The sequence below is a fragment of the Bradyrhizobium sp. NP1 genome, assembly GCF_030378205.1.
Taxonomy (GTDB): Bacteria; Pseudomonadota; Alphaproteobacteria; order Rhizobiales; family Xanthobacteraceae; genus Bradyrhizobium.
This window is the reverse complement of record NZ_CP127385.1, coordinates 4,409,929-4,433,747: the sequence shown is the minus strand read 5'-3', so window position 1 is coordinate 4,433,747 and position 23,819 is coordinate 4,409,929. Positions and strand designations below refer to the sequence as shown.

General features: G+C 65.0%; 26 protein-coding genes and 2 pseudogenes. 19 read left to right on the top strand and 9 right to left on the bottom strand.

The window, feature by feature from the left end:
• Positions 1-200: 200 nt before the first annotated feature.
• Positions 201-437, bottom strand: a complete 237-nt coding sequence (locus QOU61_RS21470) for a hypothetical protein (RefSeq protein WP_289653192.1) — start codon at positions 435-437, stop codon at positions 201-203.
• Between the two features lie 580 nt (positions 438-1,017).
• Positions 1,018-1,363, bottom strand: a pseudogene (locus QOU61_RS21465) (transposase); the annotation flags it as partial.
• Positions 1,364-1,444: 81 nt separating this feature from the next.
• Between QOU61_RS21465 and QOU61_RS21460 the strand changes: the two are divergent.
• From QOU61_RS21460 to QOU61_RS21445, 4 genes and pseudogenes are all read left to right on the top strand, one after another.
• The gene (locus QOU61_RS21460; protein WP_289653191.1) at positions 1,445-2,197 is read left to right on the top strand and encodes an SDR family oxidoreductase; all 753 of its coding nucleotides are present in this window, start codon (positions 1,445-1,447) and stop codon (positions 2,195-2,197) included.
• Between the two features lie 63 nt (positions 2,198-2,260).
• Complete coding sequence (locus QOU61_RS21455) at positions 2,261-2,650, top strand: cupin domain-containing protein (protein ID WP_289653190.1); 390 nt, start codon at positions 2,261-2,263, stop codon at positions 2,648-2,650.
• A gap of 53 nt (positions 2,651-2,703) precedes the next feature.
• Complete coding sequence (locus QOU61_RS21450) at positions 2,704-3,660, top strand: MBL fold metallo-hydrolase (RefSeq protein ID WP_289653189.1); 957 nt, start codon at positions 2,704-2,706, stop codon at positions 3,658-3,660.
• 81 nt (positions 3,661-3,741) lie between these two features.
• A pseudogene (locus QOU61_RS21445) lies at positions 3,742-3,850 on the top strand (nitroreductase family protein); the annotation flags it as partial.
• 655 nt (positions 3,851-4,505) lie between these two features.
• On the opposite strand, the gene QOU61_RS21440 reads toward QOU61_RS21445, so the two are convergent.
• The gene (locus QOU61_RS21440) at positions 4,506-5,408 is read right to left on the bottom strand and encodes a LysR substrate-binding domain-containing protein (protein ID WP_289653188.1); all 903 of its coding nucleotides are present in this window, start codon (positions 5,406-5,408) and stop codon (positions 4,506-4,508) included.
• Between the two features lie 211 nt (positions 5,409-5,619).
• On the opposite strand from QOU61_RS21440, the gene QOU61_RS21435 reads away from it, so the two are divergent.
• The 4 genes from QOU61_RS21435 to QOU61_RS21420 all read left to right on the top strand — a co-directional run bounded on the left by QOU61_RS21435 (position 5,620) and on the right by QOU61_RS21420 (position 10,257).
• Complete coding sequence (locus tag QOU61_RS21435) at positions 5,620-7,137, top strand: MFS transporter (protein WP_289653187.1); 1,518 nt, start codon at positions 5,620-5,622, stop codon at positions 7,135-7,137.
• Positions 7,138-7,280: 143 nt separating this feature from the next.
• Positions 7,281-8,105: an alpha/beta fold hydrolase gene (locus QOU61_RS21430; RefSeq protein WP_289653186.1), complete on the top strand. Its 825-nt coding sequence runs from the start codon at positions 7,281-7,283 to the stop codon at positions 8,103-8,105.
• Between the two features lie 144 nt (positions 8,106-8,249).
• Positions 8,250-9,218 carry an MBL fold metallo-hydrolase gene (locus QOU61_RS21425; protein ID WP_502876804.1) on the top strand — a complete coding sequence of 323 codons (969 nt, stop codon included), beginning with the start codon at positions 8,250-8,252 and terminating at the stop codon, positions 9,216-9,218.
• 235 nt (positions 9,219-9,453) lie between these two features.
• Positions 9,454-10,257 (top strand): CPBP family intramembrane glutamic endopeptidase, encoded by an 804-nt coding sequence (locus QOU61_RS21420; RefSeq protein WP_289653185.1) that lies wholly within the window; start codon positions 9,454-9,456, stop codon positions 10,255-10,257.
• Between the two features lie 11 nt (positions 10,258-10,268).
• On the opposite strand, the gene QOU61_RS21415 is transcribed toward QOU61_RS21420, so the two are convergent.
• Together QOU61_RS21415 and QOU61_RS21410 are read right to left on the bottom strand one after the other, a co-directional pair.
• Entirely contained in the window at positions 10,269-10,919 is a 651-nt protein-coding gene (locus tag QOU61_RS21415; protein ID WP_289653184.1) for a Vgb family protein, read from the bottom strand.
• Between the two features lie 44 nt (positions 10,920-10,963).
• Entirely contained in the window at positions 10,964-12,184 is a 1,221-nt protein-coding gene (locus QOU61_RS21410; protein ID WP_289653183.1) for a helix-turn-helix domain-containing protein, read from the bottom strand.
• A gap of 214 nt (positions 12,185-12,398) precedes the next feature.
• On the opposite strand from QOU61_RS21410, the gene QOU61_RS21405 reads away from it, so the two are divergent.
• The 5 genes from QOU61_RS21405 (at position 12,399) to QOU61_RS21385 (ending at position 14,707) form a co-directional block, all read left to right on the top strand.
• On the top strand, positions 12,399-13,166 hold the full coding sequence (locus QOU61_RS21405) for a DUF899 domain-containing protein (RefSeq protein WP_289653182.1): 768 nt from the start codon (positions 12,399-12,401) through the stop codon (positions 13,164-13,166).
• An 83-nt stretch (positions 13,167-13,249) separates the two neighbouring features.
• Positions 13,250-13,519 (top strand): hypothetical protein, encoded by a 270-nt coding sequence (locus QOU61_RS21400; protein ID WP_289653181.1) that lies wholly within the window; start codon positions 13,250-13,252, stop codon positions 13,517-13,519.
• 90 nt (positions 13,520-13,609) lie between these two features.
• Positions 13,610-13,954 carry a DUF1428 domain-containing protein gene (locus tag QOU61_RS21395; protein WP_289653180.1) on the top strand — a complete coding sequence of 115 codons (345 nt, stop codon included), beginning with the start codon at positions 13,610-13,612 and terminating at the stop codon, positions 13,952-13,954.
• 175 nt (positions 13,955-14,129) lie between these two features.
• The gene (locus tag QOU61_RS21390) at positions 14,130-14,522 is read left to right on the top strand and encodes a hypothetical protein (RefSeq protein ID WP_289653179.1); all 393 of its coding nucleotides are present in this window, start codon (positions 14,130-14,132) and stop codon (positions 14,520-14,522) included.
• Complete coding sequence (locus QOU61_RS21385) at positions 14,519-14,707, top strand: helix-turn-helix transcriptional regulator (RefSeq protein WP_289653178.1); 189 nt, start codon at positions 14,519-14,521, stop codon at positions 14,705-14,707. The genes QOU61_RS21390 and QOU61_RS21385 overlap by 4 nt, the downstream gene beginning before the upstream one ends.
• Positions 14,708-14,779: 72 nt before the next feature.
• On the opposite strand, the gene ilvD is transcribed toward QOU61_RS21385, so the two are convergent.
• Positions 14,780-16,630 carry a dihydroxy-acid dehydratase gene (gene ilvD / locus QOU61_RS21380; protein WP_289653177.1) on the bottom strand — a complete coding sequence of 617 codons (1,851 nt, stop codon included), beginning with the start codon at positions 16,628-16,630 and terminating at the stop codon, positions 14,780-14,782.
• 104 nt (positions 16,631-16,734) lie between these two features.
• On the opposite strand from ilvD, the gene QOU61_RS21375 reads away from it, so the two are divergent.
• Entirely contained in the window at positions 16,735-17,649 is a 915-nt protein-coding gene (locus QOU61_RS21375) for a LysR family transcriptional regulator (RefSeq protein ID WP_289661656.1), read from the top strand.
• Positions 17,650-17,748: 99 nt separating this feature from the next.
• On the opposite strand, the gene QOU61_RS21370 is transcribed toward QOU61_RS21375, so the two are convergent.
• A complete protein-coding gene (locus tag QOU61_RS21370; RefSeq protein ID WP_289653176.1) occupies positions 17,749-18,117 on the bottom strand; it encodes a VOC family protein in 369 nt (122 codons plus the stop codon).
• Positions 18,118-18,226: 109 nt separating this feature from the next.
• Here QOU61_RS21370 and QOU61_RS21365 point away from each other — a divergent pair, with 109 nt between their 5' ends.
• The gene (locus QOU61_RS21365) at positions 18,227-18,598 is read left to right on the top strand and encodes a hypothetical protein (RefSeq protein WP_289653175.1); all 372 of its coding nucleotides are present in this window, start codon (positions 18,227-18,229) and stop codon (positions 18,596-18,598) included.
• Between the two features lie 127 nt (positions 18,599-18,725).
• Positions 18,726-19,265, top strand: coding sequence for a 2'-5' RNA ligase family protein (locus QOU61_RS21360; protein WP_289653174.1), 540 nt, complete (start codon positions 18,726-18,728; stop codon positions 19,263-19,265).
• Positions 19,266-19,298: 33 nt separating this feature from the next.
• Here the strand turns inward: QOU61_RS21360 and QOU61_RS21355 are convergent, their stop codons facing one another.
• Positions 19,299-20,543 carry an MFS transporter gene (locus tag QOU61_RS21355; protein ID WP_289653173.1) on the bottom strand — a complete coding sequence of 415 codons (1,245 nt, stop codon included), beginning with the start codon at positions 20,541-20,543 and terminating at the stop codon, positions 19,299-19,301.
• 513 nt (positions 20,544-21,056) lie between these two features.
• On the opposite strand from QOU61_RS21355, the gene QOU61_RS21350 reads away from it, so the two are divergent.
• From QOU61_RS21350 to QOU61_RS21340, 3 genes are all read left to right on the top strand, one after another.
• Positions 21,057-21,791, top strand: a complete 735-nt coding sequence (locus QOU61_RS21350) for a TetR/AcrR family transcriptional regulator (protein WP_289653172.1) — start codon at positions 21,057-21,059, stop codon at positions 21,789-21,791.
• Positions 21,791-22,465, top strand: coding sequence for a methyltransferase family protein (locus tag QOU61_RS21345; RefSeq protein WP_289653171.1), 675 nt, complete (start codon positions 21,791-21,793; stop codon positions 22,463-22,465). The genes QOU61_RS21350 and QOU61_RS21345 overlap by 1 nt, the downstream gene beginning before the upstream one ends.
• Before the next feature lie 94 nt (positions 22,466-22,559).
• Entirely contained in the window at positions 22,560-23,264 is a 705-nt protein-coding gene (locus tag QOU61_RS21340; protein ID WP_289653170.1) for a glutathione S-transferase family protein, read from the top strand.
• Here the strand turns inward: QOU61_RS21340 and QOU61_RS21335 are convergent.
• Positions 23,261-23,818 (bottom strand): disulfide bond formation protein B, encoded by a 558-nt coding sequence (locus QOU61_RS21335; RefSeq protein ID WP_289653169.1) that lies wholly within the window; start codon positions 23,816-23,818, stop codon positions 23,261-23,263. The two genes, QOU61_RS21340 and QOU61_RS21335, sit on opposite strands and share 4 nt — an antisense overlap.
• Between the last annotated feature and the right edge of the window lies 1 nt (position 23,819).

The following is a 23,819-nucleotide window of genomic DNA, read 5'->3' as shown; positions in this document are numbered from 1 at the left end:
CGTGCCTGCCTTTCCGTCGGTAAGGGCGACGGCTTTGCCGACTAATTTGGCTTGCGCCTCGCCGTACTCATTCAGAATTTTTGACGTACCCGCTTTTGGCTATCTGCGCGAGCGCTTGTTTTGTGAACAGCGGGTCTTTGGTAGCGACCTTTGGCTATCCCGCGACATGCGCCAGGTTATTACCAGCGATCACCCCGGAATTACGGCGGGGATATCAGCACCGCCGCGGCAACCAGAGCGACCGGGATCGTTCCCAACACCAACACCACAACACGGAATAGCGTATCGTTACCCATTGGCTGAATTTCGGGCATGATGCTTTTCCCAAGATCGGGCGGGAGCACAACACTCTCAGTCACCGATGGATGCCGAGAATAGAGCGGTGATCGAAATATCATGCCGCAGAGCAATGCGAGCGTATGGTCAAAATTGCTCATTCGCGAAAATCAGCATGGGACGGCATCACTCATCACAATGTCGCCCTTTGGCCCATCAGCGAAGTGGCAACACGCCTCATTGAGATCCGTTCAATGGGGCTTAGCGGACTGAACTTGCTCACGTTGAGTTTTCGCCTTTTGACCCAATGTATGGTCCGGCCGCGCGTTGCAAGAGGTTTCGTCAACCTGGCAGATGCGGCCTTGCATCAATGTATCCGGTCTCTGATTGGAGCGTGTTGTGCTCCGGGCCATCATGGATATCAGCGCGCGTGCGATCTCAGTACCGGACAGGCCTCAATGGGCCATTTGGGTCACCAGTGTTCGCATGCGCCGGGAAGACCGATCCTCCATTTTGTCTCATCCTCTCGCAGACCTCGGCTGGAAACGGTTGATAGGGTTACGTCATCGCTTGCTCCTCATATCGTGCAGTTCCTTTGTTCGAGCCAAGGGGCGTTCCTTCGTCCCAGAACGTCGATCGCGTAGCGCGCAGGGGCGGTCAAGGCCGGCCGTCGCGCTTGGCTTGCGGCTGGCTCCGGCGTTGCCAGGCTGCGCCTTGACCGCGCCGAGCACGGCGCGAGGATCAAGCGGGTCGGACGCCTACATCGTCAGTCCTCGTCAACTCGAAGGCGCGTCCTTTAGCCAGCACCGCCCAGGCGACGCGGGCAAGCTTGTTGGCGAGCGCGATCGCCAGCACGTTGTGATGCAACCGCCTCTTGGCGGCTTCGATCCAGGATTTGAGCCCGTGGTTCCCAGTTCTTTATCCTGAGCAGCACAACCCATGCCGCCTGCACAAACAGAACGGGCAGGTAGCGATTGCCGCGCCTCGAGATTTTGCCGAGGATCGTGCGGTCTCCCGTCGAGATCTGCTTGGGCACCAGTCCGAGCCAGGCGCCGAAGTCGCGGCCTTTGGAGAATACATCTCGGGTTTTTCACGATGCTCGCGTATTGTCCTCCCCAGCCTTCAAACCCTTGAAGGGTCTCCAGTCATCGACGAGGGAGGGTAAGTCATGAAGATCGTCGTCATCGGCGGCACCGGCCTGATCGGCTCGAAGACCGTCGCCATTCTGCGCCAGGGCGGCCACGAGGTTGTCGCCGCCTCGCCCAAGAGCGGCATCAACACCATCACCGGCGAGGGGCTCAAGGAGGGCTTGGCCGGTGCGCAGGTGGTGGTCGACCTCGCCAATTCGCCCTCGTTTGAAGACAAGGCGGTGCTGGAATTCTTCCAGACTTCCGGCCGCAACCTTCTGGCGGCGGAGGCCGCAGCGGACGTCCGGCACCATGTCGCGCTGTCCATCGTCGCAATCGACCGGACAGACAACGGCTATTTCCGCGCCAAGGTCGCGCAGGAGGAACTGATCGAGGCCTCCGGCATCCCCTACACCGTTGTCCGCGCGACCCAGTTCATGGAATTCCTCGGCGGTATCGCCGCATCAAGTGCGGATGGAAACACAGTCAGGCTCCCGCCCGGCCTGTTCCAGCCCATCGCGGCGGATGACGTGGCTGCGATCGTTGCCGAGGTGGCGCTCGCGGCGCCGCGAAACGGCATCGTCGAGATCGCCGGTCCGGAACGAGCGCCGCTCAACGAGATCGTCGCCCGTTACCTGAAGGCCGTCGGCGACCCGCGCCAGGTGGTGCGTGACCCCGAGGCTCGATATTGGGGCGGCCGGGTCGAGGAGCATTCGCTCGTGCCGTTGGGCGAAGCGCGCCTCGGCCGCATCGGTTTGGACGAATGGCTCCGCCGCTCACAGGCAAAAGCCTGATCCCGCATAGGTACGTCCAGTCTGTCACGAGCGGGTCGCGGGCAACGAACGAAGGAGACGACTATGACGATCAAACTCGTTGCGTTGGTTCTTCTGTGCCTCATGACCGGCACGGCGGTGGCTCAGGAGCCTAAGGTCACGTCACTCATGTCTAAGGATCTTCCGGAAAATCCCGGCAGGGAAGCTCTGATGATCACGGTCGAGCATGCGCCCGGCGGGTCGAGCGCTATCCACCGACACAATGCACATGCGTTTGTTTACGTGCTGGAGGGCTCCGTCGTGATGCAGCTGAAGGGTGGACAACAGGTGACACTGACACCAGGACAGTCCTTCTATGAAGGCCCTGATGACGTTCATGTCGTCGACCGGAACGCAAGCGGCACCCAGCCGGCGAAATTCCTGGTGCTCTTGATCAAGGACAAGGGCGCCCCGGCGCTCGTGCCCGCACAGTGACTGTTACAGCAACCCAAGTACACGAAAGGTAAGGCAGTCAGCAGGAGACAAACATGAGCTTGGACAACACCTCACAGCACTCGGTCAAGCACTGCGCCGACAAGGTGAACGCGAAGTACATCCACGGTAGACCGGAGCCCGAGTTGGTTCCGTCGCGCTACGCGCTGAAGGTCGGCGAAATTGACGTAATGGTGGTCAGCGATGGGGTGCTATCGCTGCCAGGCGCGATGTTGGGCCACAACGTTGACCCGGCCGTCAGGGCGGCCTGGCTGGAGGACATGTTCCTGCCGCCGGACGTGCTCGAGTGGGCGCTGAACGTGGTCGTGGTGCGTAGCGGCGGCCGGACCATACTCATCGACGCTGGGATGGGGGCGGAGTTCCCGGACTTGCCGCGGGCCGGGCGGACCGTCCAGCGACTGGAGGCCGCCGGCATCGATCTCGCATCCGTGACCGACGTGGTGCTCACCCACATGCATATGGACCATGTCGGCGGGCTGCTCGTCGACGGAGTGAGGGGCCGGCTGCGTCCGGACCTGCGCATCCACGTGGCCGCCGCCGAAACCAAGTTCTGGGAGTCGCCCGATTTCTCCCACGTCTCCATGCCGCCGGGGTTCCCGGACGCGCTTCGGCGGACGGCCAAGCGGTTCTTGCACGAGTACCAGAGCCAGTTGCGGACGTTCGAGGAGAAGCACGAGGTGGCGCCGGGGGTGCTCGTCACACGCACTGGCGGCCACACCCCCGGGCACAGCGTGGTCCGCCTGGCATCCGGCAGCGACCGTCTGACGTTCGCTGGCGACGCCGTGTTCCAGGTCGGGTTCGAGCACCCCGACTGGTACAACGGCTTCGAACACGACCCCGAGGAGGCGGCCCGCGTCCGCGTCCGTCTTTTGCGGGAGCTGGCGGCGAACCGCGAGTCGCTGGTGGCCACTCACCTGTCGTTCCCGTCCGTCTGCCATGTGGCGGTCGACCGCGACGTCTTTCGTTGGGTACCGGGCCCGTGGGAGTACTGACCGCTTGCTGGGTTAGGGCCGAACGAGACGACCGCATGCGTTTGAACGAAACGGATGACCGGCGGTAGCGAGGCGATCATCATGGACGTGTATGAGGCAGTCACAAGCCGACGGGCGGTGCGCAGATTCAAAGACGAGCCTGTGTCGAGGGAGGTGCTTGAGCGCGTGCTGTCCGCCGCAGCTTGTTCCGCAGCACGCGCTGATTTGCCCGACGGGCAAATCAGCGCAAACCCTGTCCAGCCCCTCGCACAAAAATATTCCGCTTGAGCCGTCGGGCAAATCATCTTTAAGACCCGCGCCGTTCCGCCTTGACAAGAGGGGCGTATCGCGATCGTCACGGACGCGAGGCGGGATGCGATGGACGCGGCGTCTCAACAGACGAGTGATGGCGCGCGGACGGCGAAGTCGTGTGGTCCTGATGCCCCGACGCTGGCATCAAGCTCGCAAGATGATCTTGCGAACGACGGAGGCAACAAAGCCCGGTCTCCGGGGAGAGCACGAAGGAAACCGTTAAAACCATCGCGCAGGGAATGCCGGATGTTTCGGTGTACCTGTGGTGACTAACTCGTGTGCTTTCCACCTTTCGCACGCGAGGCTGCGGGTGCATCGCGCACCCGGCATTCCCTGCGCCCTCTTTTCTTTGAGGGTGGTTCGCTCAACGCCTCGGGCGCCATTCGGGCCGCGGGAATGCGGACGTGTATCCTCTCTTCGTCATGCCCCGCGAATGCGGGGCATCCAGTATTCCAGAAGCGTCGCAGATGAACACGGCCGTCTCTGGAATACTAGATCGCCCGGTCGAGCCGGGCGATGACAGCAGGGGCTGTTTGATGGGCTGTACGACCCGCTCACGACATCGATGTGGCAACGCGTGTCCGCTTGCCACCTGATGCGGCCGACGCGGACGGATCATGCTCGCGAAAGGCCGTCGCAACTGTTCTGAGCGCTGCGCGCGATCTTCGATCCGAAAGTCTGGCCAGCAACATGATCTCCGAAGAGGGGAGTGCAGGGAGCCCGAACCGGCGTCCGACCTCGACTGTGCCCGATGGGGCAAGGCGGCGCGACAGGGCCGCAATTGCAAGGCCGGCCGAGACGGCGTCCGTCACGGCAAACGAGCCGCAACCGAGAAAAACCTCCGTCCATGGTATTCCCGCGGCATCGAGCGCATGCGCGGCGATGTTTCGAAGCCCGCAGGAGGGAGACGATGCCGCCAGGCGCAGCGGCTCACCTGCGCGGTGCACAAAACCCGGCGCGGCAAACCAGCCGAATTGCTCAGACACCAGCACCTCGCCATTTCGCCGATCGTCCTCGCGACGGACGATCGCTGCATCGACTTCGCCGCGGTCGAAGGCGTCCAGAAGGTCCCGGGAATCGTCCAGCCGGACGTCGATGGTCAGCGCGGGATCATGCGCATTCAGCCGCGTCAGCAATGTCGGAACCTCACCGCCCCCGACATTCGTCGCGATGCCGATGGCGAGCCGGCGCCGGACCGACGACAGCCCGGCGACGGCGCGTTCATGCGCGGCAAGGAAATCGCGCGCGGAATCCAGAAACACCGCGCCGTGTGCCGACAGGCGCACCAGCCGCGGCGTGCGTTCCACCAGCTTTTTGCCGATCCGGGCTTCGAGCCGCTTCAACGTCACGCTGATCGCGCCCTGCGTCGTGCCGAGCGCCTTGGCCGCGCGGGTGAAACTGCGGAGATCGGCGATCGCGACGAATGCCTTGACGGCGTCAACATCCAGCGTGGTCATCTCGTTTATTCGAAATTGTTGTCTCTGAAATATCCAACCATCCAATTCTAAAGGGATCAAGCCGCCACTAGCTTCCGCGGCATGCAACAGGGCGGACAGGTTCTCCTCCGCCGCATCAATTATTCGTGCGCCGACCAGCAGGTCGCTGCTGCCAGGATCTGGCAGCAGCGTGGGCTAAGCCGTCGGCGTCGCAACAACGAAAGGCCGAAGCATGCCCACAACATTGACACGACGCGGCGTGGTCGTCTTGTCCGCCGTCTGCCTTTCGTGCCTGATGTTCGGACTGGAGATTTCCAGCATCCCCGCGATCCTGCCGACGCTGGAGCGCGTGCTGCACGCCGACTTCCAGCAGCTGCAATGGATCATGAACGCCTACACGATCGCCGTCACCACGGTGCTGATGGCGATCGGAACCCTGGCGGACCGCTATGGGCGCAAGCGCATCTTTCTGGTCGCGATCGCCGCTTTTGGCGTGACGTCATTGATCTGCGGTGTCGCCGAGAACGTCACCACGCTCATCGTTGCGCGGTTCCTCCAGGGCATGAGCGGCGGCGCGCTTCTGATCTGTCAGATCGCCGTGCTCTCTCACGCGTTCGAAGGCGCGCGGGAACGCGCGGTCGCCTGGGGCTGGTGGGGTGTCATCTTCGGCATCGGCCTGGGATTCGGGCCGATCATCGGCGGCGTGATCGCCGGCCTCCTGAGCTGGGCATGGGTATTCCTCATACACGTGCTGTTCGCCGTTCTGGCGTTCGCGCTCACCATGAGCGGCGTTCGGGAATCGAAGGACCCGAAGGCCAGCAGCCTCGACTTCGCCGGCATTGTGACGTTGTCGCTCGCCGTCTTCTGTCTCGTCTTCTACATCACGCAGGGACCGGATTTTGGTTTCGCCAGCGCGCGGGGCCTTGCCATCCTCGGCGTGTCGGTCGCGGGTTTCATCGCTTTCCTGATTGCCGAGAAGGTCAGCCGGCGGCCGATGTTCGATTTCTCCGTCTTTCGCATCCGTCCCTTTTCCGGGGCGATCATCGGCTCGTCGGCGATGAACCTCAGCTACTGGCCATTCATGATCTATCTGCCGATCTGGTTCCAGGCCGGGCTCGGCTACGACAGCGTTTCCGCCGGTCTCGCGTTGCTCGCCTATACGCTGCCGACCCTCGTGATGCCGCCAGTGGCGGAGCGCCTGTCGTTGCGCTATCAGCCCGGTGTCATCATTCCGGCGGGGCTGTTCACGATCGGCGCGGGCTTCGTCCTGATGAGGTTCGGCAGCGCCGCCGCGCAGGCAAACTGGTTGACCATGCTGCCTGGATGCCTGACCGCGGGAATTGGCCTTGGCATCGCCAACACGCCCGTCACCAACACGACGACGGGTTCGGTGTCGAGCGACCGCGCGGGCATGGCTTCAGGTATCGACATGAGCGCGCGCATGGTGTCGCTTTCGGTCAACATCGCGATGATGGGCTTCATCCTTGCAAGCGGCGTGCTGGCGCAGCTCAGGAGCGCGCTGCCAAGCCTCGACGGAGGCGAGCTGCGTCTGCTCGCCGAAAGGATCGCCGCCGGAAACGCCGTCTCTGTGCGGGGCCTGACGGATTCCGCCGTGCATGCGGCGCTTGCGAACGGCTTCGGCTGGGTGATGCTCTATGGCGGGATTGGGGTCTGGATCATGGCGGCCCTCAGCTTCCTGATCTTCAACGCCCGATCGGTTCGGCAGGCCGAAGTTCAGGGTGCCGATTGAGGCGGCTCGTGCGGCGGGAGAAGCCGTCGTTCGGCTAACGATCTCTAACAACACATAACGGGCAATTTTCCGGACTTTGTGCGAATGTGATGCTGGACGTGCTGAACCCGCCACGTCATTCGGCCCAAACTCGGAGGCGCGCGATGCCCACGATCACCACCAAGGACGGTACCGAGATATTCTACAAGGACTGGGGCTCGGGACAGCCCATCGTGTTCAGCCACGGCTGGCCGCTTTCGGCCGACGACTGGGACACGCAGATGCTGTTCTTCCTGAACCATGGCTTTCGCGTCATCGCCCACGACCGTCGCGGCCATGGCCGCTCGAGCCAGGGCGGCAGCGGCCACGACATGGATCACTATGCCGACGACCTCGCGGCGGTAATCGCCCATCTCGACCTCAGGAATGCCGTGCATGTCGGTCATTCCACGGGGGGCGGCGAGGTCGTGCACTACATCGCCCGCCACGGCGAGAGCCGGGTTGCCAAGGCGGCGATCCTCTCCGCCGTGCCGCCGCTGATGGTGCGCACGGCCGCCAATCCGGGCGGCCTGCCGAAAGAGGTGTTCGATGGCCTGCAGGCCCAGCTCGCCGCCAACCGCTCGCAGTTCTATCAGGACCTCGCCTCCGGCCCGTTCTATGGCTACAACCGGCCCGGTGCGAAGCCGTCGCAGCCCGTCATCCTGAACTGGTGGCGGCAGGGCATGATGGGCGGCGCCAAGGCGCATTACGACGGCATTGTCGCGTTTTCGCAGACCGACTTCACCGAAGACCTGAAGAAGATCACCGTGCCGGTGCTGGTGATGCATGGCGACGACGACCAGATCGTTCCCTACGCCGATTCAGGGCCGCTCTCCGCCAAGCTTCTGAAGAATGGCACGCTGAAGACCTACAAGGGTTTTCCGCATGGCATGCCGACCACAGAGGCTGCCACCATCAACGCCGACCTGCTGGCCTTCATCAAGGGCTAGCACAATTGCGAGCCATCGGCCGCGCCGCCGGCGCGGTCGATGGTCGACCCCGATTTTCGATTTCTTTATCTCGAGCCGCCAGCGCAGCACTACATTTCCCCGACCCGCTCGCGGCCGCTTACGGACATTCCTCAGGAGCAATCCATGCCTTCCCTCGATCGGCACATGATGTCGCGGCGCGGATTCTGTCTGTGCTGCATGGCGGCGACGACGCTCGCGGCAGGCGGATGGCTTACGCCACGACAGGCCTTCGCCGAAGCCCGCAACATCGTGGACCTGATCCGCGATGACGCCGCCAAGGCGCCGATCAAGGTCCACAAGCTGCGTGGTGACGTCAGCATCCTGGAAGGCTCCGGCGGCAACATCGCCGTGCTGACCGGTGCCGACGGCAAGGTGTTCATCGATGCCGGGATCACCGCATCACGCCCGCGAATTCTGGAAGCCGCCAATAGCCTCAGCCGCGATCCGATCAAGCACCTGATCAACACGCACTGGCACTTCGATCACACCGACGGCAATCAATGGCTGAATGCGGAAGGGGCCGCCATCATCGCCCACGAAAACACCCACAAGCATCTGCTTGTTGCCCAGAGGGTCGACGACTGGGATTTCAACTTCCCTTCGTCCCCGCTGCCGGCCGTTCCGACCGAAACCGTCTCGTCGGAGAAAACCTTGAAGCTCAACCGGTCCACGCTTCTTCTCAAGTTTTACGGTCCCGCGCATACCGACAGCGACCTGTCCGTCACGATTCCCGAAGCCGACATCCTCCATTGCGGCGATACCTACTGGAACGGCATCTATCCGTTCATCGACTATTCGACCGGCGGAAACATCGACGGCATGATCAAGGCAGCAGAGGCGAACGTCGCTGCCGCGAGCGACAAGACGATCGTCATTCCCGGCCACGGCAAGCCGGTCAGCAACAAGGCGGGGCTTGTGGCCTACCGCGACATGCTGGTCGCGATCCGCGACAATGTCGGCAAGCTCAAACGAGAGGGCCGCTCGCTCGACGAGGCGATTGCCGCCAAGCCGACCGCGGCGTTCGACGCGAAGTGGGGGCAATTCGTCATCACTCCGGCATTCTTCACCCGGCTGGTTTACCAGGGCGTCTGACGCCGCTCGGATCGACGGCGCGACTGCGGATCGCCTCGTCGCTTGCAGACCGGAATTCGACGTCATTGTGGCCACGCAGGTCACACTCTCTTGCGCGGGACGGGGAATTTTGACGACCCGGTTGAATCAAGATCCCGACGCATTGGTTTCGTAGATGGCTTACGGCTGTCGCAAGCTTGTCGCGTCGTTGATATCAGATAGCGCCCGTCAATTTTCGAACAAGGATTGTGCTCGCATGTCCGAACCATCGCCGGCAGCGGCGCCGTTCTGGAAACTCGCCCTTGTACTCTGGCTGCTCGGGCTCGTTGGCGCGGTCCTGATCCTTCCCTATGCACTGGCGTTGCAGCAGGCCGCACTCGCCGCGGCGAGCGCGCGCTCGCACCTCACGGTGGTCCAGCTTCTTCTCGTCTCGACCGCGCAGACGATGGTGCTGCTGCTGGCCGCCGTGTTGGCGGGGCTGTGGGCCTCGCGCAAGCTCGGCCTTGCGATCCCGCTGCTCTCCGCATGGCTGACGCGGCGGCCGGTGCCTCCGGACACCGGCCGAACGCTGCTGGTGGCGCTCGCCATCGGCCTTGCCGTGGGACTCGTCCTGGTCGTGCTCGACCGCTTCGTGTTCGCGGCGATGCTATCGGTCGCAGACGTCGTCAAGGACGCAGCGGGTGGCGGCGCGCGGCCGAACGCATGGCAGGGGCTGCTCGCCTCCTTCTATGGCGCGATCGACGAGGAGATATTGATGCGGCTCGGCCAGATGTCGGTGCTGGCGCTGGGGCTCCGCACGGTTTTGCGCAGGCGCGACGTTGCGCTCCCCTCCGGCGTGTTCTGGACAGCGAACATCCTGACCGCCATTGTTTTCGGGCTCGGCCATCTTCCCGCGACCGCGGCGCTGACCCCGCTCACGACGGCGCTGGTGGTTCGCGCCATCGTCTTGAACGGCGTGGCCGGCATCGTCTTCGGAGCGCTGTTTCGTCGCTACGGACTAGAGTGGGCGATGGTCTCGCATTTCGGCGCCGACATCGTCCTGCACGTTCTCTCCGCGTGAAGAACGACGCTTCACTTGCGCGCGGCGGTCCGCTTCGGCCGGCGCACGGCGCGGATCTTGCCGCTGCCGCCGCCGCCGCAGAAGAACCGGTCGCCGCCATCGGATTCGAGGCCCGAGACGCCGGTGCCTTCGGGCATCTCGATCCGCTCCAGAACCTCGCCGCTCTGCGGATCGATCCGCCGCACGTCGCTCTCGTCGCCTTCCCAGGTGCCGTGCCAGAGCTCGTCGTCGACCCAGGTGACCCCGGTGACGACGCGGTCGGACTCGATGGTGCGGAGAATGGCGCCGGTATCGGGATCGATCTGATGGATCTTCCGGCCGCGGTGCTGACCCACCCACAGCGTCCCCTCGGCCCAGGCCAGCCCGGAATCGCCGCCACCGCCGGGCGCCGGGATGGTGGCGAGCACGCGGCCGGTTTTCGGATCGATCTTGTGGATGCGATCCTCGGCGATCTGGAACAGGTGCCGGCCATCGAATGCCGTTCCGGCGTGCGAGGCGACCTCGATCGAGCGCAGCACCTTGCCTTCAGCCGGATCAAGCGCGTTGAGCTTGTCGCCGCTCGCAAACCAGACCTGCTGGCCGTCGAACGTCACGCCATTGATGCGGTCGACGCCGGGGAAGGGGCCATATTCACGGATGATGTCGGCTGAAGAGCGTTTCATGCTGGCGATCCCTGAACGTGATGAATTGTTTCGCTGATGCTGTCTTAATCGCTCGGCAGCGGGCCCGGGAGTAACAAGGTTGTCGTGAAACCGGGCAGCGGCCGGGCCATCCAGCGCCGCGCGCGGCCGCGACCATAGGACTGTACCTTGCCCTCCGCCGCGAGCTGATCAAGGGCGCGCTGCACGGTGCGCTGGCTCGCGCCGAGCGCCAGCGCGAGCGCGGAGCTCGACCAGGATTCACCGTCGGCGAGGAAGGCGAGCACCGCCGCATGCTCCTCGTCGACCGGCCACGCCAGCACGACGACATCGTGGGCGACGCGCGGCGCGAGCGCGAAGCCGCGCTCCGTCGCGCTGACGTCGGCCAGCGATTTCAGCGCCGTGCGCAGCCGCCCGATCTCGACGCGCAGCCGCGCGCGGTGCGATTCGTCGGCGTGCCTGGCGCGGAAGGCCTGTGCGAGCAGCGTGCTTCTCGGCACGTCGCTGGGCCAGGCCTCGCCGAGCGCGCGGGCGAGCGCAAACAGCACCGGGCGCGTTGCGAGCGGGACCACGTTGCGCGCGTAGCGCACGACATAGCGGCACGCGTCCACCACGAGTGCCTTCGATGCCAGCAGCGCCTCGACGTCCTCGAGCCGGAGCAGGCGCTCCTCGCCACGCGCGATCAGGCGCGCGGCCGGCGTATCGAGGGCGAGGGCCGCGGTTTCGACTTCCACCTTCAGCGCCGGGATGTTCGCCTGGCGTGCGGCACGCGAGGCCCGTTCCAGCGCGGCGCGCGCCACGCGGGTGCGGAGGCGCCGCATCGCGATGCCGGCCACGACCAGCTCGTGGGCGGCCCTCAGCGCGGGAGGCAGGAGCGCAGGGTCGAGCCCGGCCAGCGCATGTTCGGCGTCGTCGAGGCGGCCGATCAGGAGCAGGCGGCGGACCTCAAGATGTCGTGCATGCGCGGCGTTGACACGGTCGCCGTGCGACTCGAGCGCGACCCGCGCCGCATCGAGCGCCTTCGGCGCAAAGCCGAGATCGCGCGAGACCAATGCGATCTCGGCCTCGGCGACGACGCATCGGGCGCGGGCCAGCGTCTCTTTCGGGCCGAAGGCGCGCGCGGCACTGCGCAACAGCGCTTTCGCCCGCACGAGCTCGCCGAGCTGCGCCATCGCGATGCCGCGAAGCGCCAGCGCCGGCGCATCGCCGCGCAGCGCAACCCGCTTCAAGGCGCCGAGCGGATCACCTGTCGCCAGCGCGCGCGCCGCAGCCGTGATCAGCGAGTCCATGGAAATCCCGCCACACTTGTAACTCTCACCGGTTCGATCTCCGGTCCTAGTCTATCTCGCGACCACAGGCCAGCACGGCAAAGCGAGAGGGTTACCCCATGGTCTACCTGACGATGCTTTCCCCGGCGTTCCTTTCCGCCATCGTCGATTGGGCGGGCGCCGTCGTGACCGTGCTGGCCGTCGGTCCGGCCCATTCAACGGAACGGAGAGAGCAATGACGGGACATACCACTGGAACACGGGAGCAGTGGCTTGCGGCGCGGCTGGAGTTGCTGCAGGCGGAGAAGGAGCTGACCCGGCGCGGTGACGAACTGGCACAGCAACGCCAGAACCTGCCGTGGGTCCGCATCGACAAGGCATATGCGTTCGACAGCGAGGACGGAAAGGCCTCGCTCAGGGAGCTCTTCCGCGGGCGCTCGCAGCTCCTCGTCTATCATTTCATGTTCGGGCCCGACTACACGGCGGGCTGCCCGTCCTGCTCGGCGATCGCCGACGGTTTCAACGGGATCGCAGTGCATCTAGCCAATCATGACGTGATGCTCTGGGCGGTGTCACGGGCGCCGCTGGCAAAACTGCAGGCCTACAAGCAGCGGATGGGGTGGACGTTCCCCTGGGCGTCCTCGTTCGGCGGCGACTTCAACCCTGACTTCAACGTGTTCTTCACCGAAGAGCAGCAGCGCAACGGGACCATCGAATACAACTACGCGCGCGGCGGGCACGCGATGGACGCGGCCAAGGTGCCGACGCCTGTCGCCAGGTTCGCGGCCTCATGCGGGACCGATGCACCAACATATTCGCGCGAGAGGCCGGGCCTGAGTGCGTTCGTGCTGGAGGACGGCGTCGTCTATCACACCTATTCGGCCTACGCGCGTGGCGTCGACGGCATCTGGGGCATGAACCAGTGGCTCGACCGTGCTCCCAAGGGACGCAACCAGACGGAGGGACCCTGGTGGCGCCGCCACGACGAGTACGAAGCGCGCTAGCGGGGAGGGTGGGCGACCCGAAAACGGTGACGGGTGCCGACCTCGTGGGGCCGGCGTCCATTTGCGAATCGAGGAGACGACGCATGAGCTTTGGATGTTTTTCCGTTCGGCACGACAGCGTCAGCACTAGCGGCATTGCCGATTGGCTGTCGCTTGCGGCGACGCCGACCTTTGCCGTCATGGCGCTGCTTACGCCGTTTCTCGACAGTGCGCAGGATGCGCTCTGCTCGTCGGCGCACGGCATGTCGCCGCTGAGCGGAATGGTTCCGATGTACCTCTTGATGAGCGCCTTCCACCTGGCGCCCTGGCTGAAGCTGATCGCCGGCCGGCGAAACGGCGCGAATGGTCCCTGATCGCGGTCGTCAGGAATCCCCGGAAGGCTGTCGGATTCCCGTCTCGTGAATCGTCCTCTGGGGCTGCAACCCAACCCAAGGAGTTCCGATATGCCCTATGTCGATGGTTTCGTCATTCCGGTGCACAAGGACAAGATCGAGGCCTACAGGGCCCAGGCGCGCAAAGCCGGAGAAATCTGGAAGGAATTTGGTGCGCTCGATTTTGTCGAGTGTATTGGTGACGACGTGCCCTATGGCGAATTAACGTCGTTTCCGCGTGCCGTGCGCGCTCAAGACGACGAAATCGTCGTCTTTTCCTGGATCGTCTATCGGAACAAGGCCGAGCGCGATGCGATCAACGCCAAGGTGATGGCGGACGAGCGCCTCAAGGGCGATATGCCATTTGACGGCAAGCGGCTGATCTTCGGCGGCTTCGAGATGTGGCTGAAGATGTGACGGCCGCGACGCGGCGGTTTGCCGAGTCTATGAGCTGCTTCCGCCGCTTTTTCTCGTCCTGGCGTTGAGGCCGACCAGACGCCAGATTCGCCGTCCGCTCCATGTAAAGCATGCTTGACACTGTCGCGTCGATGCCGCGATAGTAAAGCATGCTTTACACACAGAGGAGACGCGAATGTCCGCCGAGACGAAGCAGGTGTTGAGTGGTTGGGCGCGGCTGTTCGGACCCGCGCTGGCGTTCTATCTCGCTGTGGTCGCTGTGTCCGTCTGGGCATCGATGACCCAGATGGGCGCGCTCGTGCGGGTGCCTCTGATCGTCGCGCCGATCCTGCCAGGCCTTCTGCTGCTTTGGTTGACCATACGCTCCTACAGGCAGAGCGACGAATATATCCGCCTGCGGATTCTGCAGGCGGCCGCGCTCGCCGCCGTCATCGTCGCCGCGCTTTCACTGATCTATGCGTTCCTGGAGCTGCTGGGACTGCCGCATCTGAGCGCGTCCTGGACGACCAACATTGTCTGGCTGGTCTTCGTGGCGCAGATGCTCAGGCTTGTGGCGACGGGCCGATGAAAAACATCGTGCCTCAACTGCGCACCGAGCGCTGCTGGACCCAGGGCGACCTTGCCAGGAAGCTTCAGGTATCGCGGCAGACCGTGAACGCCATCGAGACCGGCCGCTACGAGGCAAGCCTTTCGCTGGCTTTCAAGATTGCCAAACTATTCGGCAAGCCCCTGGAGGACATCTTCCAGCCATGAGGCCTGCCCAGGCGCCCGCAGGGTCGCCCTTTGCCGCGATCGACCTTTCGCGCTCCGGCGGCGAATGCCGCGTCAGCGCCGCACCTGCGTCACATCGCGCACCGCGCCGCGCGAGGCGTTGCTGGTGAGCGCCGCATAGGCGCGCAGCGCCGCCGAGACGACGCGGTCGCGGCTCTTCGGCTCCCAGGCCCCGCGATGCTTCGCCTCCATCGCCGCGCGGCGCGCCGCCAGCACGGCATCATCGACGTCGAGATGGATGCGTCGGTTGGGGATGTCGATCAGGATGCTGTCGCCGTCCTCGACGAGCCCGATCGGTCCGCCTTCCGCGGCTTCCGGCGAGACATGGCCGATGGAAAGGCCCGAGCTGCCGCCGGAGAAGCGGCCGTCGGTGATGAGTGCGCATTCCTTGGCGAGGCCCTTGGATTTCAGGTAGCTCGTCGGATACAGCATTTCCTGCATGCCGGGGCCGCCCTTGGGGCCTTCGTAGCGGACGAGGACGATATCGCCGGCCTTCACCTTGTTGCCGAGGATGCCGGAAACTGCATCCTCCTGGCTCTCGAACACGCGGGCCCTGCCGCGGAAGGTGAGGATCGAGGCGTCGACGCCTGCGGTCTTCACGATGCAGCCTTCGGGCGCGAGATTACCGGTCAACACCGCAAGGCCGCCGTCGCGCGAGAACGGATGCTCGGCGGAGCGGATGACGCCGCTCTGCCGGTCGGTATCGAGCTCATCGAAGCGCGCCGACTGGCTGAAGGGGGATTGCGTCGGCACGCCGCCCGGGGCCGCTGAGAAGAAGCGGCGCACCGCCTCGTCGGTGGTGTGGCTGATATCCCAGCGCGCCAGCGCATCGCCCAGCGTGCGCGCATGCACGGTCGGCACCGATGCGTCGATCAGGCCGGCGCGGTCGAGCTCGCCGAGGATCGCCATGATGCCGCCGGCGCGGTGCACGTCCTCCATGTGCACGTCGTTCTTGGCGGGCGCGACCTTGCAGAGACACGGCACGCGGCGCGACAGGCGGTCGATGTCATCGAGCGTGAAACCGACCTCGCCCTCGCGGGCGGCCGCGAGCAGATGCAGCACGGTGTTGGTCGAGCCGCCCATCGCGATGTCGAGGCTCATGGCGTTCTCGAACGCCTTGAAATTGGCAATCCCGCGCGGCAGCGCCGTCGCGTCATCCGCTTCGTACCAGCGCCGCGCCAGCTCGACGACCAGGTTGCCGGCCTGGCGGAACAGCACCTCGCGATCGGCGTGCGTCGCGAGCACCGAGCCGTTGCCGGGCAGCGAAAGGCCGAGCGCCTCGGTCAGGCAGTTCATGGAATTGGCGGTGAACATGCCGGAGCAGCTTCCGCAGGTCGGACAGGCGGAGCGCTCGATCACCTTCACCTCTTCGTCGGTGTAGCGATCGTCGGCGGCGGCGACCATCGCGTCGATCAGGTCGACCGCGACCTGCTTGCCCTTGACGGCGACCTTGCCGGCCTCCATCGGGCCGCCCGAGACGAACACGGTCGGGATGTTGAGCCGCATCGCGGCCATCAGCATGCCGGGCGTGATCTTGTCGCAGTTGGAGATGCACACCAGCGCGTCCGCGCAATGCGCGTTCACCATGTACTCGACGGAATCGGCGATCAGCTCGCGGCTCGGCAGCGAATACAGCATGCCGCCATGGCCCATCGCGATGCCGTCGTCGACCGCAATCGTGTTGAACTCCTTGGCGACGCCGCCTGCCGCCTCGATCTCGCGCGCGACGAGCTGGCCGAGATCCTTGAGGTGGACATGGCCCGGCACGAACTGGGTGAAGCTGTTGGCGACCGCGATGATCGGCTTGCCGAAATCCTCGTCCTTCATGCCGGTGGCTCGCCACAGGCCGCGCGCGCCGGCCATGTTGCGGCCGTGGGTGGTGGTTCTCGAACGATAGGCGGGCATCTTTGGGCGTCTCCTGGCAGAAATGTTTGGCGGGTGTTACGGCGCTTTCGGTCTGTTGTAAAATATATTATTCAAGCATAATAAGGTCGTTGAGTATATCAGATATGGACGTCCGGCAGTTCAGGCATTTCGTGACGGTGGCGGAGACGCTGCATTTCGGCCGCGCCGCCGAAGCGCTCGGCATGACGCAGCCGCCGCTCAGCCAGTCGATCCTGGCGCTCGAGCGCGCGCTTGGTGCGCCGCTGTTCGTCCGCACCAAGCGCAGCGTCGCGCTGACGCCATTCGGCGAGAGCCTGCTGCCGCACGTGCGCAAGGCGCTGGAGCAGTTGAACGCGCTGCCGGAGCTTGCAAAGCGGCTGCGTGACGGGGTCGCTGGCACGCTGTCGCTCTCTTTCGTCAGCACAGCCGACTACAGCATCCTGCCCAGTCTCGTCAGGCGCTACGCCGCGTTGTTTCCCGACGTCGAGATCGCGCTTTCGGAAGCGACCAGCGACGTGCAGATCGTGACGCTCGTCGAGGGCAGGGGACATGCCGGCATCATCATCCCGCCAGCTGAAGGCGCGCTGCCAGCGCCACTGCGCTACGCTAAGCTTTTGTCGGAGCCGCTGGTTGCGGCCGTGCCGGCTGGCTGGATCGAACGCAGGCAACTCGCGCTCAAGCGCGGGCGCCTGGCACCGGAAGCCGTGATCAAGGCGCCGCTGATCATCTTCCCGCGGCGATCAGCGCCGGCCTTCCACGATCTCGTGACAAGCTATTACGTCCGGCACGGCGGCCGGGCCCGGATCGCGCAGGAGGCGATCCAGATGCAGACCATCATCAGCCTGGTTTCGGCGGGGATGGGGATCGCGCTGGTGCCGGCGTCGCTACGCAACCTCGCGCGCACCGGCGTCAGCTATGTCGACCTCCTCCACGACGCGCCGCTGCTCGAAACCGGGATCGTCTGGCGCGGCGACGACACCACGCCGACGCTGGTGCGCTTTCTCGACGTTGCGCGGGAGGTCGCCCGCGTCGATCGGTGATTGCGCCAGGGCCGAGCCCGTCTTGCTGCTTTCGAGCCATCCCGGCGGCGCATCGCCGGAGCGGGCCACTCCGATCCGGCGTGACGCAACGAACCGGCTTTATTTGTCCGGCAGGCACACCCGCAGGCGGTGGCCGTCGGGATCGAGCGCGACGAAAGTGAGGCCGAATACCGCATTCATCGGTTCCTGCTCGATCGCGACGCCGGCTGCACGCCATTCGTCATGCAGGCGGTGGACGTCGGCCTCGCTCTCGACCATGAAGGCGAGCTCGCTGCGATGGCCACTGCCGCCGGAGACGAAGTTCTTCGCCTGCATCGACCACAGTCCCAGCATCAGCCGGCCGTCGAAGTCGAAGGCGACATAAGTCGGAAACACGCCGAGCGGCTTGCGGCCGAGCAGCCGCTCGTAGAAGGCCTGGCTCGCCGCGGGATCGCTGACATAGAGTGGCAGCAGGTTCGGAACTGGCATCGCGAAAATCTCCATTTCCCCAGCGTTGCGTGTCTTAACCGGTAGCCCTGCCAGATTCTGGCAGCATGGTTTGTTCGTTCGACCAGGCATGGCCAAGGGAGAGCCTCGCATGTCGGATAAGCCGATCGCCGAGCGCCTGCAGGTCAAACGCGACCGCAAACTTGCCGTGGTCGATGCGCCGGCAGGTCTCGACCGCAAGGTCGGCGCGAGCAAGGCACGCGCCGATCTCGGGGCGGCGGACGTGGCTCTTCTGTTCGTGGCAAATCGCGCGCGGCTTGATGCGCAATTGCCTGTTGTTCTGAAGAAGGCACTGCCGACGTCGATCCTCTGGATGGCCTATCCGAAGCTGACCTCGGCCCTTGCGGCGGATCTGAGCCGCGACGTCATCCACAGGCTCGCACGTGGTCACGGGCTCGATACCGTGAGCCAGATCGCGATCGACGAAGACTGGTCGGCGCTGCGGCTGAAGCGCGTCGGCTGATTGGCCGGCGGTCCATGATGACCGGGGCCGCGCAACAGAGTGTGATCGCGCTTTCGCAAATCCACCCTTCCAGGCTGCAATTGTTCTTGATATGTTCTGGACGTTGCGTGCCGGGAATGCAGTGCCGATGGGTGAAGGAAGCGACGATGGCGGCCGGCTGTTTCTGGCCACGTTGCCCGACGCCGGCACGGCAGCCCAGATTCACCAGCGCGCGACCAACTTGCGACGGGCCCACGGTTTCGACGGGCATCCGATCGCGCCGCAGCGGCTGCATGTCTCGCTGTTTTTCCTCGGCGGCCTGCCCTCGCAGGCGATCCCGAAAGTCTGCGATGCGATCGCCGGCATTCGCGCCCCGCCGTTTGTCGTCGTGTTCGATCGGTCGGTCAGCTTCCGCGGCAAGCCTGGCAGCCGTCCCTTCGTGCTCATTGGCGACGAGGGGCCGACCCCGCTGAAATGGTTTCGCGAACGGCTCGGCGCGGCGCTGGCGGGGATCGGGTTTGGACGCCTGGCACGGCGAGGCTTCACGCCGCACGTCACGCTGCTCTACGACGCGCGCAGCGCCGAGGAACATCCGGTCGCGCCGGTCACGTGGCAGGTCAGCGAATTCGTGCTCGTGCACAGCCATAACGGACACCGCCATCTGGCGCGATGGCGGCTGCGCGGATGAAGGAGGCGCCGCCAGCATGCCGGCTTGCGGCGGCTACCTGACCACCATGCCCGACGACGCAGCCGAAGCGGCAGCCTGCAGCATCGGGCGCCGGCGCGTCAGCGGCAGCAGCAAGAGGACCGTTGCGACCGAGCAGGTGATCGCGACCGCGAGCAGGGCGTGGCTGCCGAAACGGGTGAGCAGCGCGATGAACAGCGGTGGCGAGGCCGCGGACATCAGGTTCAAGGGCAGCGCGATGCGCGATGCGGCCTTGACGTAATCGGCCCTGTCGTAGAACACGAGCGGAATGGTGGCCCGCGCCACCGCGAGCGCGCCGCTGCCGAGCCCGTAGATCAGGACGAAGGTGGCGATGGCGGCGTAGTTGTTCTCACCGACCAGCAGAAGCATCATCGCGACGGGCAGCGCCATGCCGGCGACAATGCCGGTCGAAATCCCGTCCCAGTGCTTGCCGCCGACAAAATCCATCGCCCGAGCGCTGACCTGGATGACGCCGAGTGCCGAGCCGAAAGCGATGGCCTGCGTCGGTGGCAGTCCGACCGTCTTGAGCAGCTCGATGAAGATCGCGCTCAAGCCAAAGGTGACGAAGGCGTTCAGCGCGATCGCGGTGGTGAGCAAATAGAACGTGCTCTTGCGGCTCGGCGGATGCACCTCCGGCTCGCCCACGGAAAGTGCCTGTGCCTCCGCTGCGGCCGTGCGCACGGGCAGCGCGAAGATGTAGAGCGGCAGCGAGATTGCAAGCATCATGCCGGCATAGATCGCGCAGGCTCCGCGCCAGCCGACCAGGTCCGAAAGCAGTGAGGTGATCGGCCAGAAGACGCTGGCGGAAAGCCCCGAGACGAGCATCAAGCCGCCGATGGCGCGTGGCGCGCGGCGCCCCACGAGCTCGTTGAGCATGATGTTGGTGGCCGTGGTGAGCGTGGCGCTCCCGGCCAAGCCCAGCAGCGTCCAGCCGAGGAAATAGGAGAGGGCGCCGCGCGAGGCGGCGAGCATCAGGAAGCCCGGAATGGCCACGATGGTGCCGCCGATCATGACGCGGCGGGCGCCGAAGCGCGAGAACAGTCGGCTGAGAAACGGCGAGCACAGCCCCGTGACGACATAGAGCACCGAGGTGCCGGCAAAGGCCGAGGAAATGTCCATGCCGAGGTCGGCGGCGATCGGCCGCCCGACGATGGCGGGCAAGCTGATCGTGCCCCAGCCAATGAGCTGGGTGACGGCAAGCGCAACGATGGCGATCGCGATTTTCTTGTCGAAGACGGTGCTGGGCAGGGGGAAATGCAAGGGCGGGATGCAACGGGAGGTGAAAGACTCAAAAAGCCGACGCGAAGCGCCGGCATGCTAGCCCGGGAGAGATATGCAGGGGCGCACGAGGCGTATCGCGTCAGGTCATATCGCGTACCGGTGGATGCCGGCGCGCACCGCCCAGCAGCAGCCTCGCAATACCGGCGGCACGTGCGAAGCCTTCGCGCGACGTCGCCGGGATTGCCTCGCCAAAGGCGCGCTTCTGCATGGTGTGAGGCAACCAGTCGCCGACGAGCCGCGCGGCGGCCCCACGTCGTCCCGCCGCGAACGAGCCAGGCCTGCGCTCCGTGACCCTCACGGAAAGGCTCGGCATTTTGCGCCTGGGATCAGTCCACCCTCACGTTGGTCCCCGGCCTCGGCGTCGTGCTGGTGGCCTCGCTCAGCGGCTCTGCCTCCACCCGGCCACTAATCGGCGTTGCCCGTCAACATTTTGACAAACAATGCTTTTAATAATAAACAGAGAGTCGGTTTATTATTTAAGAGGAATCGTCGATGGCGCGGACCGTCAAGCCCGAGGAGCGGACCGCACGACGCAACGAAATCCTTGATGTCACCCAGCGCCTGGTCGTCACCAAGGGCTATGAGCGGATGACCGTCCAGGACATCCTGGCCGAGCTGAAGATGTCGAGCGGCGCCTTCTACCACTACTTCGGCTCCAAGCCGGAGGTGCTGGATGCGCTGGTCGATCGCATCAAGGAAGAATCCGGCGCCGAGCTCTTGCCCGTCGTTCGCGACGGCGCCTTGTCGGCGCCGGAAAAACTGCGCGCGTTCTTCCAGGTGCTCGATCGCATGCGAACCGAGCGGCAGGCCACCGTGATCGCGCTGCTTCAGATCTGGTACGACGACAGCAACGCCATCGTGCGTCAGAAGGTGGAGGCGGCGACGACCGCCTGGCGCGCGCCGCTGATCGCCGAGGTTGCGCGTCAGGGCGTGCGCGAAGGCGTCTTCTCCACGGCCTTTCCCGACCAGGCCGGCGAAATCGTGCTGGCGCTCGCCAATGCCATGGGCACGGCCCATGCACAGCTGATGCTGGCCTTTGCGCGCGATCCGGACGAGCGGCGCTTCACGGAAGGCGTGCTCGCGCTGCACGCGGCCTTTAGCGACGCGATCGAACGCGCGCTCGGCGCGCCCGCGGGCTCGCTGCCGCCGGCCGATGAAGCGGCGGTGGCGTTCTGGATCAAGGCGATGCGCGCGCATGGCATGGCCGCTTCCCCAGGGAGGTCCTGATGCAACTCGTGATCCGTTCGCTCGTGTCGGCGCTGGCAGGGCTTGTCGCGCTCGGCGTCGTCATTTTTGTGCCGGCCGGCACCATCGCCTATTGGCAGGGCTGGGTCTTCATCCTCGTCTTCACGGCCTGCAGCACGCTGACCGGAATCTATCTCGGCCTGAAGGACCCGGCGCTGCTGGACAGGCGCGTCAAGGGAGGGCCGCTCGCAGAGACGCGGCCGGTGCAGAAGATCTTGATCACGCTCATCATTGCGAGCTTCTTTGCCATGACGATCGTCTCCGCGCTCGATTTCCGCTTCGGCTGGTCGAGGGTGCCGGCCTGGGTTGCGATCGCCGGCAATGCTCTTGTCGTGCTGGGCCTTTACATCGATCTCCTGGTCTTGCGCGAGAACAGCTTCAGCGCCGCCACGATCCGCAGGATGGAGGGGCAGCGCGTCATCACGACCGGGCCCTATGCCGTGGTCCGGCACCCGATGTACGTAGGTGCGCTGATCATGGTGGCCGGCGTGCCGCTGGCGCTCGGCTCCTATTGGGGAGAGCTCTTCGTGCTGGTCGATATCCCGATCCTGGTGCTGCGTATCCTCGACGAGGAGGCGATGCTGCATCAAGAACTGGAGGGCTACGCGGACTATGCGCGGGGCGTGCGTTCTCGCCTGGTGCCCGGGCTCTGGTAGCGCGCGTTGTGCGTGGACGGTCGATGGGCCTTGCCAGAAGCGGCGAGGCCCATAGATTACGGCCACCCGCAGCGAAGCCCATGACGGATTTCCGATGTCCGACCTTTCCGCCTTTGCCATCACCAGACGCTGGCCGGCCCAGTACCCCGACCGCCTGCAGCTCTATTCGCTGCCGACGCCCAATGGCGTCAAGGTGTCGATCATGCTGGAGGAGACGGGCCTGCCTTACGAAGTGCATCTCGTCGACTTCAACAAGGACGACCAGAAGACGCCGGAATTCCTGTCGCTCAATCCGAACGGCAAGATCCCTGCGATCATCGATCCCGACGGCCCCGGCGGCAAGCCGCTTGCGCTGTTCGAGTCGGGCGCGATCCTGCAATATCTCGCCGAGAAGACCGGGCAGTTGCTGCCCGCCGAGCCGGCGCGCCGCTGGCACACGATTCAGTGGGTCCATTTCCAGATGGGTGGCATCGGGCCGATGTTCGGCCAGGTCGGCTTCTTCCACAAATTCGCCGGCCGCGAGATCGCCGACAAGCGGCCGCTGGAGCGCTACGTCAACGAATCCAGACGCCTGCTCGGCGTGATGGAGACGCACCTCGCCGGCCGGCAATGGTTCATGGACGACGAGTACACCATCGCCGACATTGCAATGCTCGGCTGGGTGCGGAACCTGATCGGCTTCTACGGCGCGCGCGACCTCGTCGGATTCGATCAATTGACGCACGTTCCCGCCTGGCTCGAGCGCGGCCTGGCGCGGCCCGCCGTGCAGCGTGGACTGGACATCCCAAAGCGGCCTTAAGCTGCGCTCTTCAGCAGTTCATAAACAGTCGGATTGTCGGCACAGGCGCCAAAGCCGCATTCCAGCAGCGTGGAGATCACGTTCAGCGCGGTTAGCCCGATCACTAGCCACACCGCGGCCTGCGCAAAGCCGTCGCCAGCGACGGCTTGCGTCGCGCCGTCGTCGTCGAACTGGCTATCGAACAGCAGGATGGCCGCGAGCAGGACGATGGCCGCGACGAAGCCGATCAGCGCCCAAGTGTAATAGTGATAGCCGAGCAGGGCCGAACCGTAGCCTGCGTCTCCGGGAAGGATGTGCAGCAGGATCTGCCGTGTCGACACAACTGCGCCCGCGACGGCCGTCAGCAGTGACAGTGCGTAGTGGCTCGGCCTCGGTCCGAAGCGGACGTTCAGGATCGGTCCAACGGCCAGCAGGGCGAACAGGACGCGCTGCAGCAGGCACAGCGGGCAGGGCAGCTCGTGGAGCAGGAACTGCGCGGCAAATGCCGCGGTCAGCACCAGCCCGATGCCGTAAAGCGCGAGTGCATTGAGGGTAGTCGCGTAACTGCGTGCCATG

Coding starts and splice junctions, on each gene's coding strand:
- QOU61_RS21365 (WP_289653175.1), top strand. CDS start 18,227: ATGTCGGATAAGCCGATCGCCGAGCGCCTGCAGGTCAAACGCGACCGC.
- QOU61_RS21370 (WP_289653176.1), bottom strand. CDS start 18,117: ATGCCAGTTCCGAACCTGCTGCCACTCTATGTCAGCGATCCCGCGGCG.
- QOU61_RS21390 (WP_289653179.1), top strand. CDS start 14,130: ATGTCCGCCGAGACGAAGCAGGTGTTGAGTGGTTGGGCGCGGCTGTTC.
- QOU61_RS21335 (WP_289653169.1), bottom strand. CDS start 23,818: ATGGCACGCAGTTACGCGACTACCCTCAATGCACTCGCGCTTTACGGC.
- QOU61_RS21405 (WP_289653182.1), top strand. CDS start 12,399: ATGACGGGACATACCACTGGAACACGGGAGCAGTGGCTTGCGGCGCGG.
- QOU61_RS21410 (WP_289653183.1), bottom strand. CDS start 12,184: ATGGACTCGCTGATCACGGCTGCGGCGCGCGCGCTGGCGACAGGTGAT.
- QOU61_RS21470 (WP_289653192.1), bottom strand. CDS start 437: ATGAGCAATTTTGACCATACGCTCGCATTGCTCTGCGGCATGATATTT.
- QOU61_RS21440 (WP_289653188.1), bottom strand. CDS start 5,408: ATGACCACGCTGGATGTTGACGCCGTCAAGGCATTCGTCGCGATCGCC.
- QOU61_RS21460 (WP_289653191.1), top strand. CDS start 1,445: ATGAAGATCGTCGTCATCGGCGGCACCGGCCTGATCGGCTCGAAGACC.
- QOU61_RS21420 (WP_289653185.1), top strand. CDS start 9,454: ATGTCCGAACCATCGCCGGCAGCGGCGCCGTTCTGGAAACTCGCCCTT.
- QOU61_RS21450 (WP_289653189.1), top strand. CDS start 2,704: ATGAGCTTGGACAACACCTCACAGCACTCGGTCAAGCACTGCGCCGAC.
- QOU61_RS21340 (WP_289653170.1), top strand. CDS start 22,560: ATGTCCGACCTTTCCGCCTTTGCCATCACCAGACGCTGGCCGGCCCAG.
- QOU61_RS21425 (WP_502876804.1), top strand. CDS start 8,250: ATGCCTTCCCTCGATCGGCACATGATGTCGCGGCGCGGATTCTGTCTG.
- QOU61_RS21455 (WP_289653190.1), top strand. CDS start 2,261: ATGACGATCAAACTCGTTGCGTTGGTTCTTCTGTGCCTCATGACCGGC.
- QOU61_RS21350 (WP_289653172.1), top strand. CDS start 21,057: ATGGCGCGGACCGTCAAGCCCGAGGAGCGGACCGCACGACGCAACGAA.
- QOU61_RS21415 (WP_289653184.1), bottom strand. CDS start 10,919: ATGAAACGCTCTTCAGCCGACATCATCCGTGAATATGGCCCCTTCCCC.
- QOU61_RS21435 (WP_289653187.1), top strand. CDS start 5,620: ATGCCCACAACATTGACACGACGCGGCGTGGTCGTCTTGTCCGCCGTC.
- ilvD (WP_289653177.1), bottom strand. CDS start 16,630: ATGCCCGCCTATCGTTCGAGAACCACCACCCACGGCCGCAACATGGCC.
- QOU61_RS21345 (WP_289653171.1), top strand. CDS start 21,791: ATGCAACTCGTGATCCGTTCGCTCGTGTCGGCGCTGGCAGGGCTTGTC.
- QOU61_RS21430 (WP_289653186.1), top strand. CDS start 7,281: ATGCCCACGATCACCACCAAGGACGGTACCGAGATATTCTACAAGGAC.
- QOU61_RS21360 (WP_289653174.1), top strand. CDS start 18,726: ATGGGTGAAGGAAGCGACGATGGCGGCCGGCTGTTTCTGGCCACGTTG.
- QOU61_RS21375 (WP_289661656.1), top strand. CDS start 16,735: ATGGACGTCCGGCAGTTCAGGCATTTCGTGACGGTGGCGGAGACGCTG.
- QOU61_RS21400 (WP_289653181.1), top strand. CDS start 13,250: ATGAGCTTTGGATGTTTTTCCGTTCGGCACGACAGCGTCAGCACTAGC.
- QOU61_RS21395 (WP_289653180.1), top strand. CDS start 13,610: ATGCCCTATGTCGATGGTTTCGTCATTCCGGTGCACAAGGACAAGATC.
- QOU61_RS21385 (WP_289653178.1), top strand. CDS start 14,519: ATGAAAAACATCGTGCCTCAACTGCGCACCGAGCGCTGCTGGACCCAG.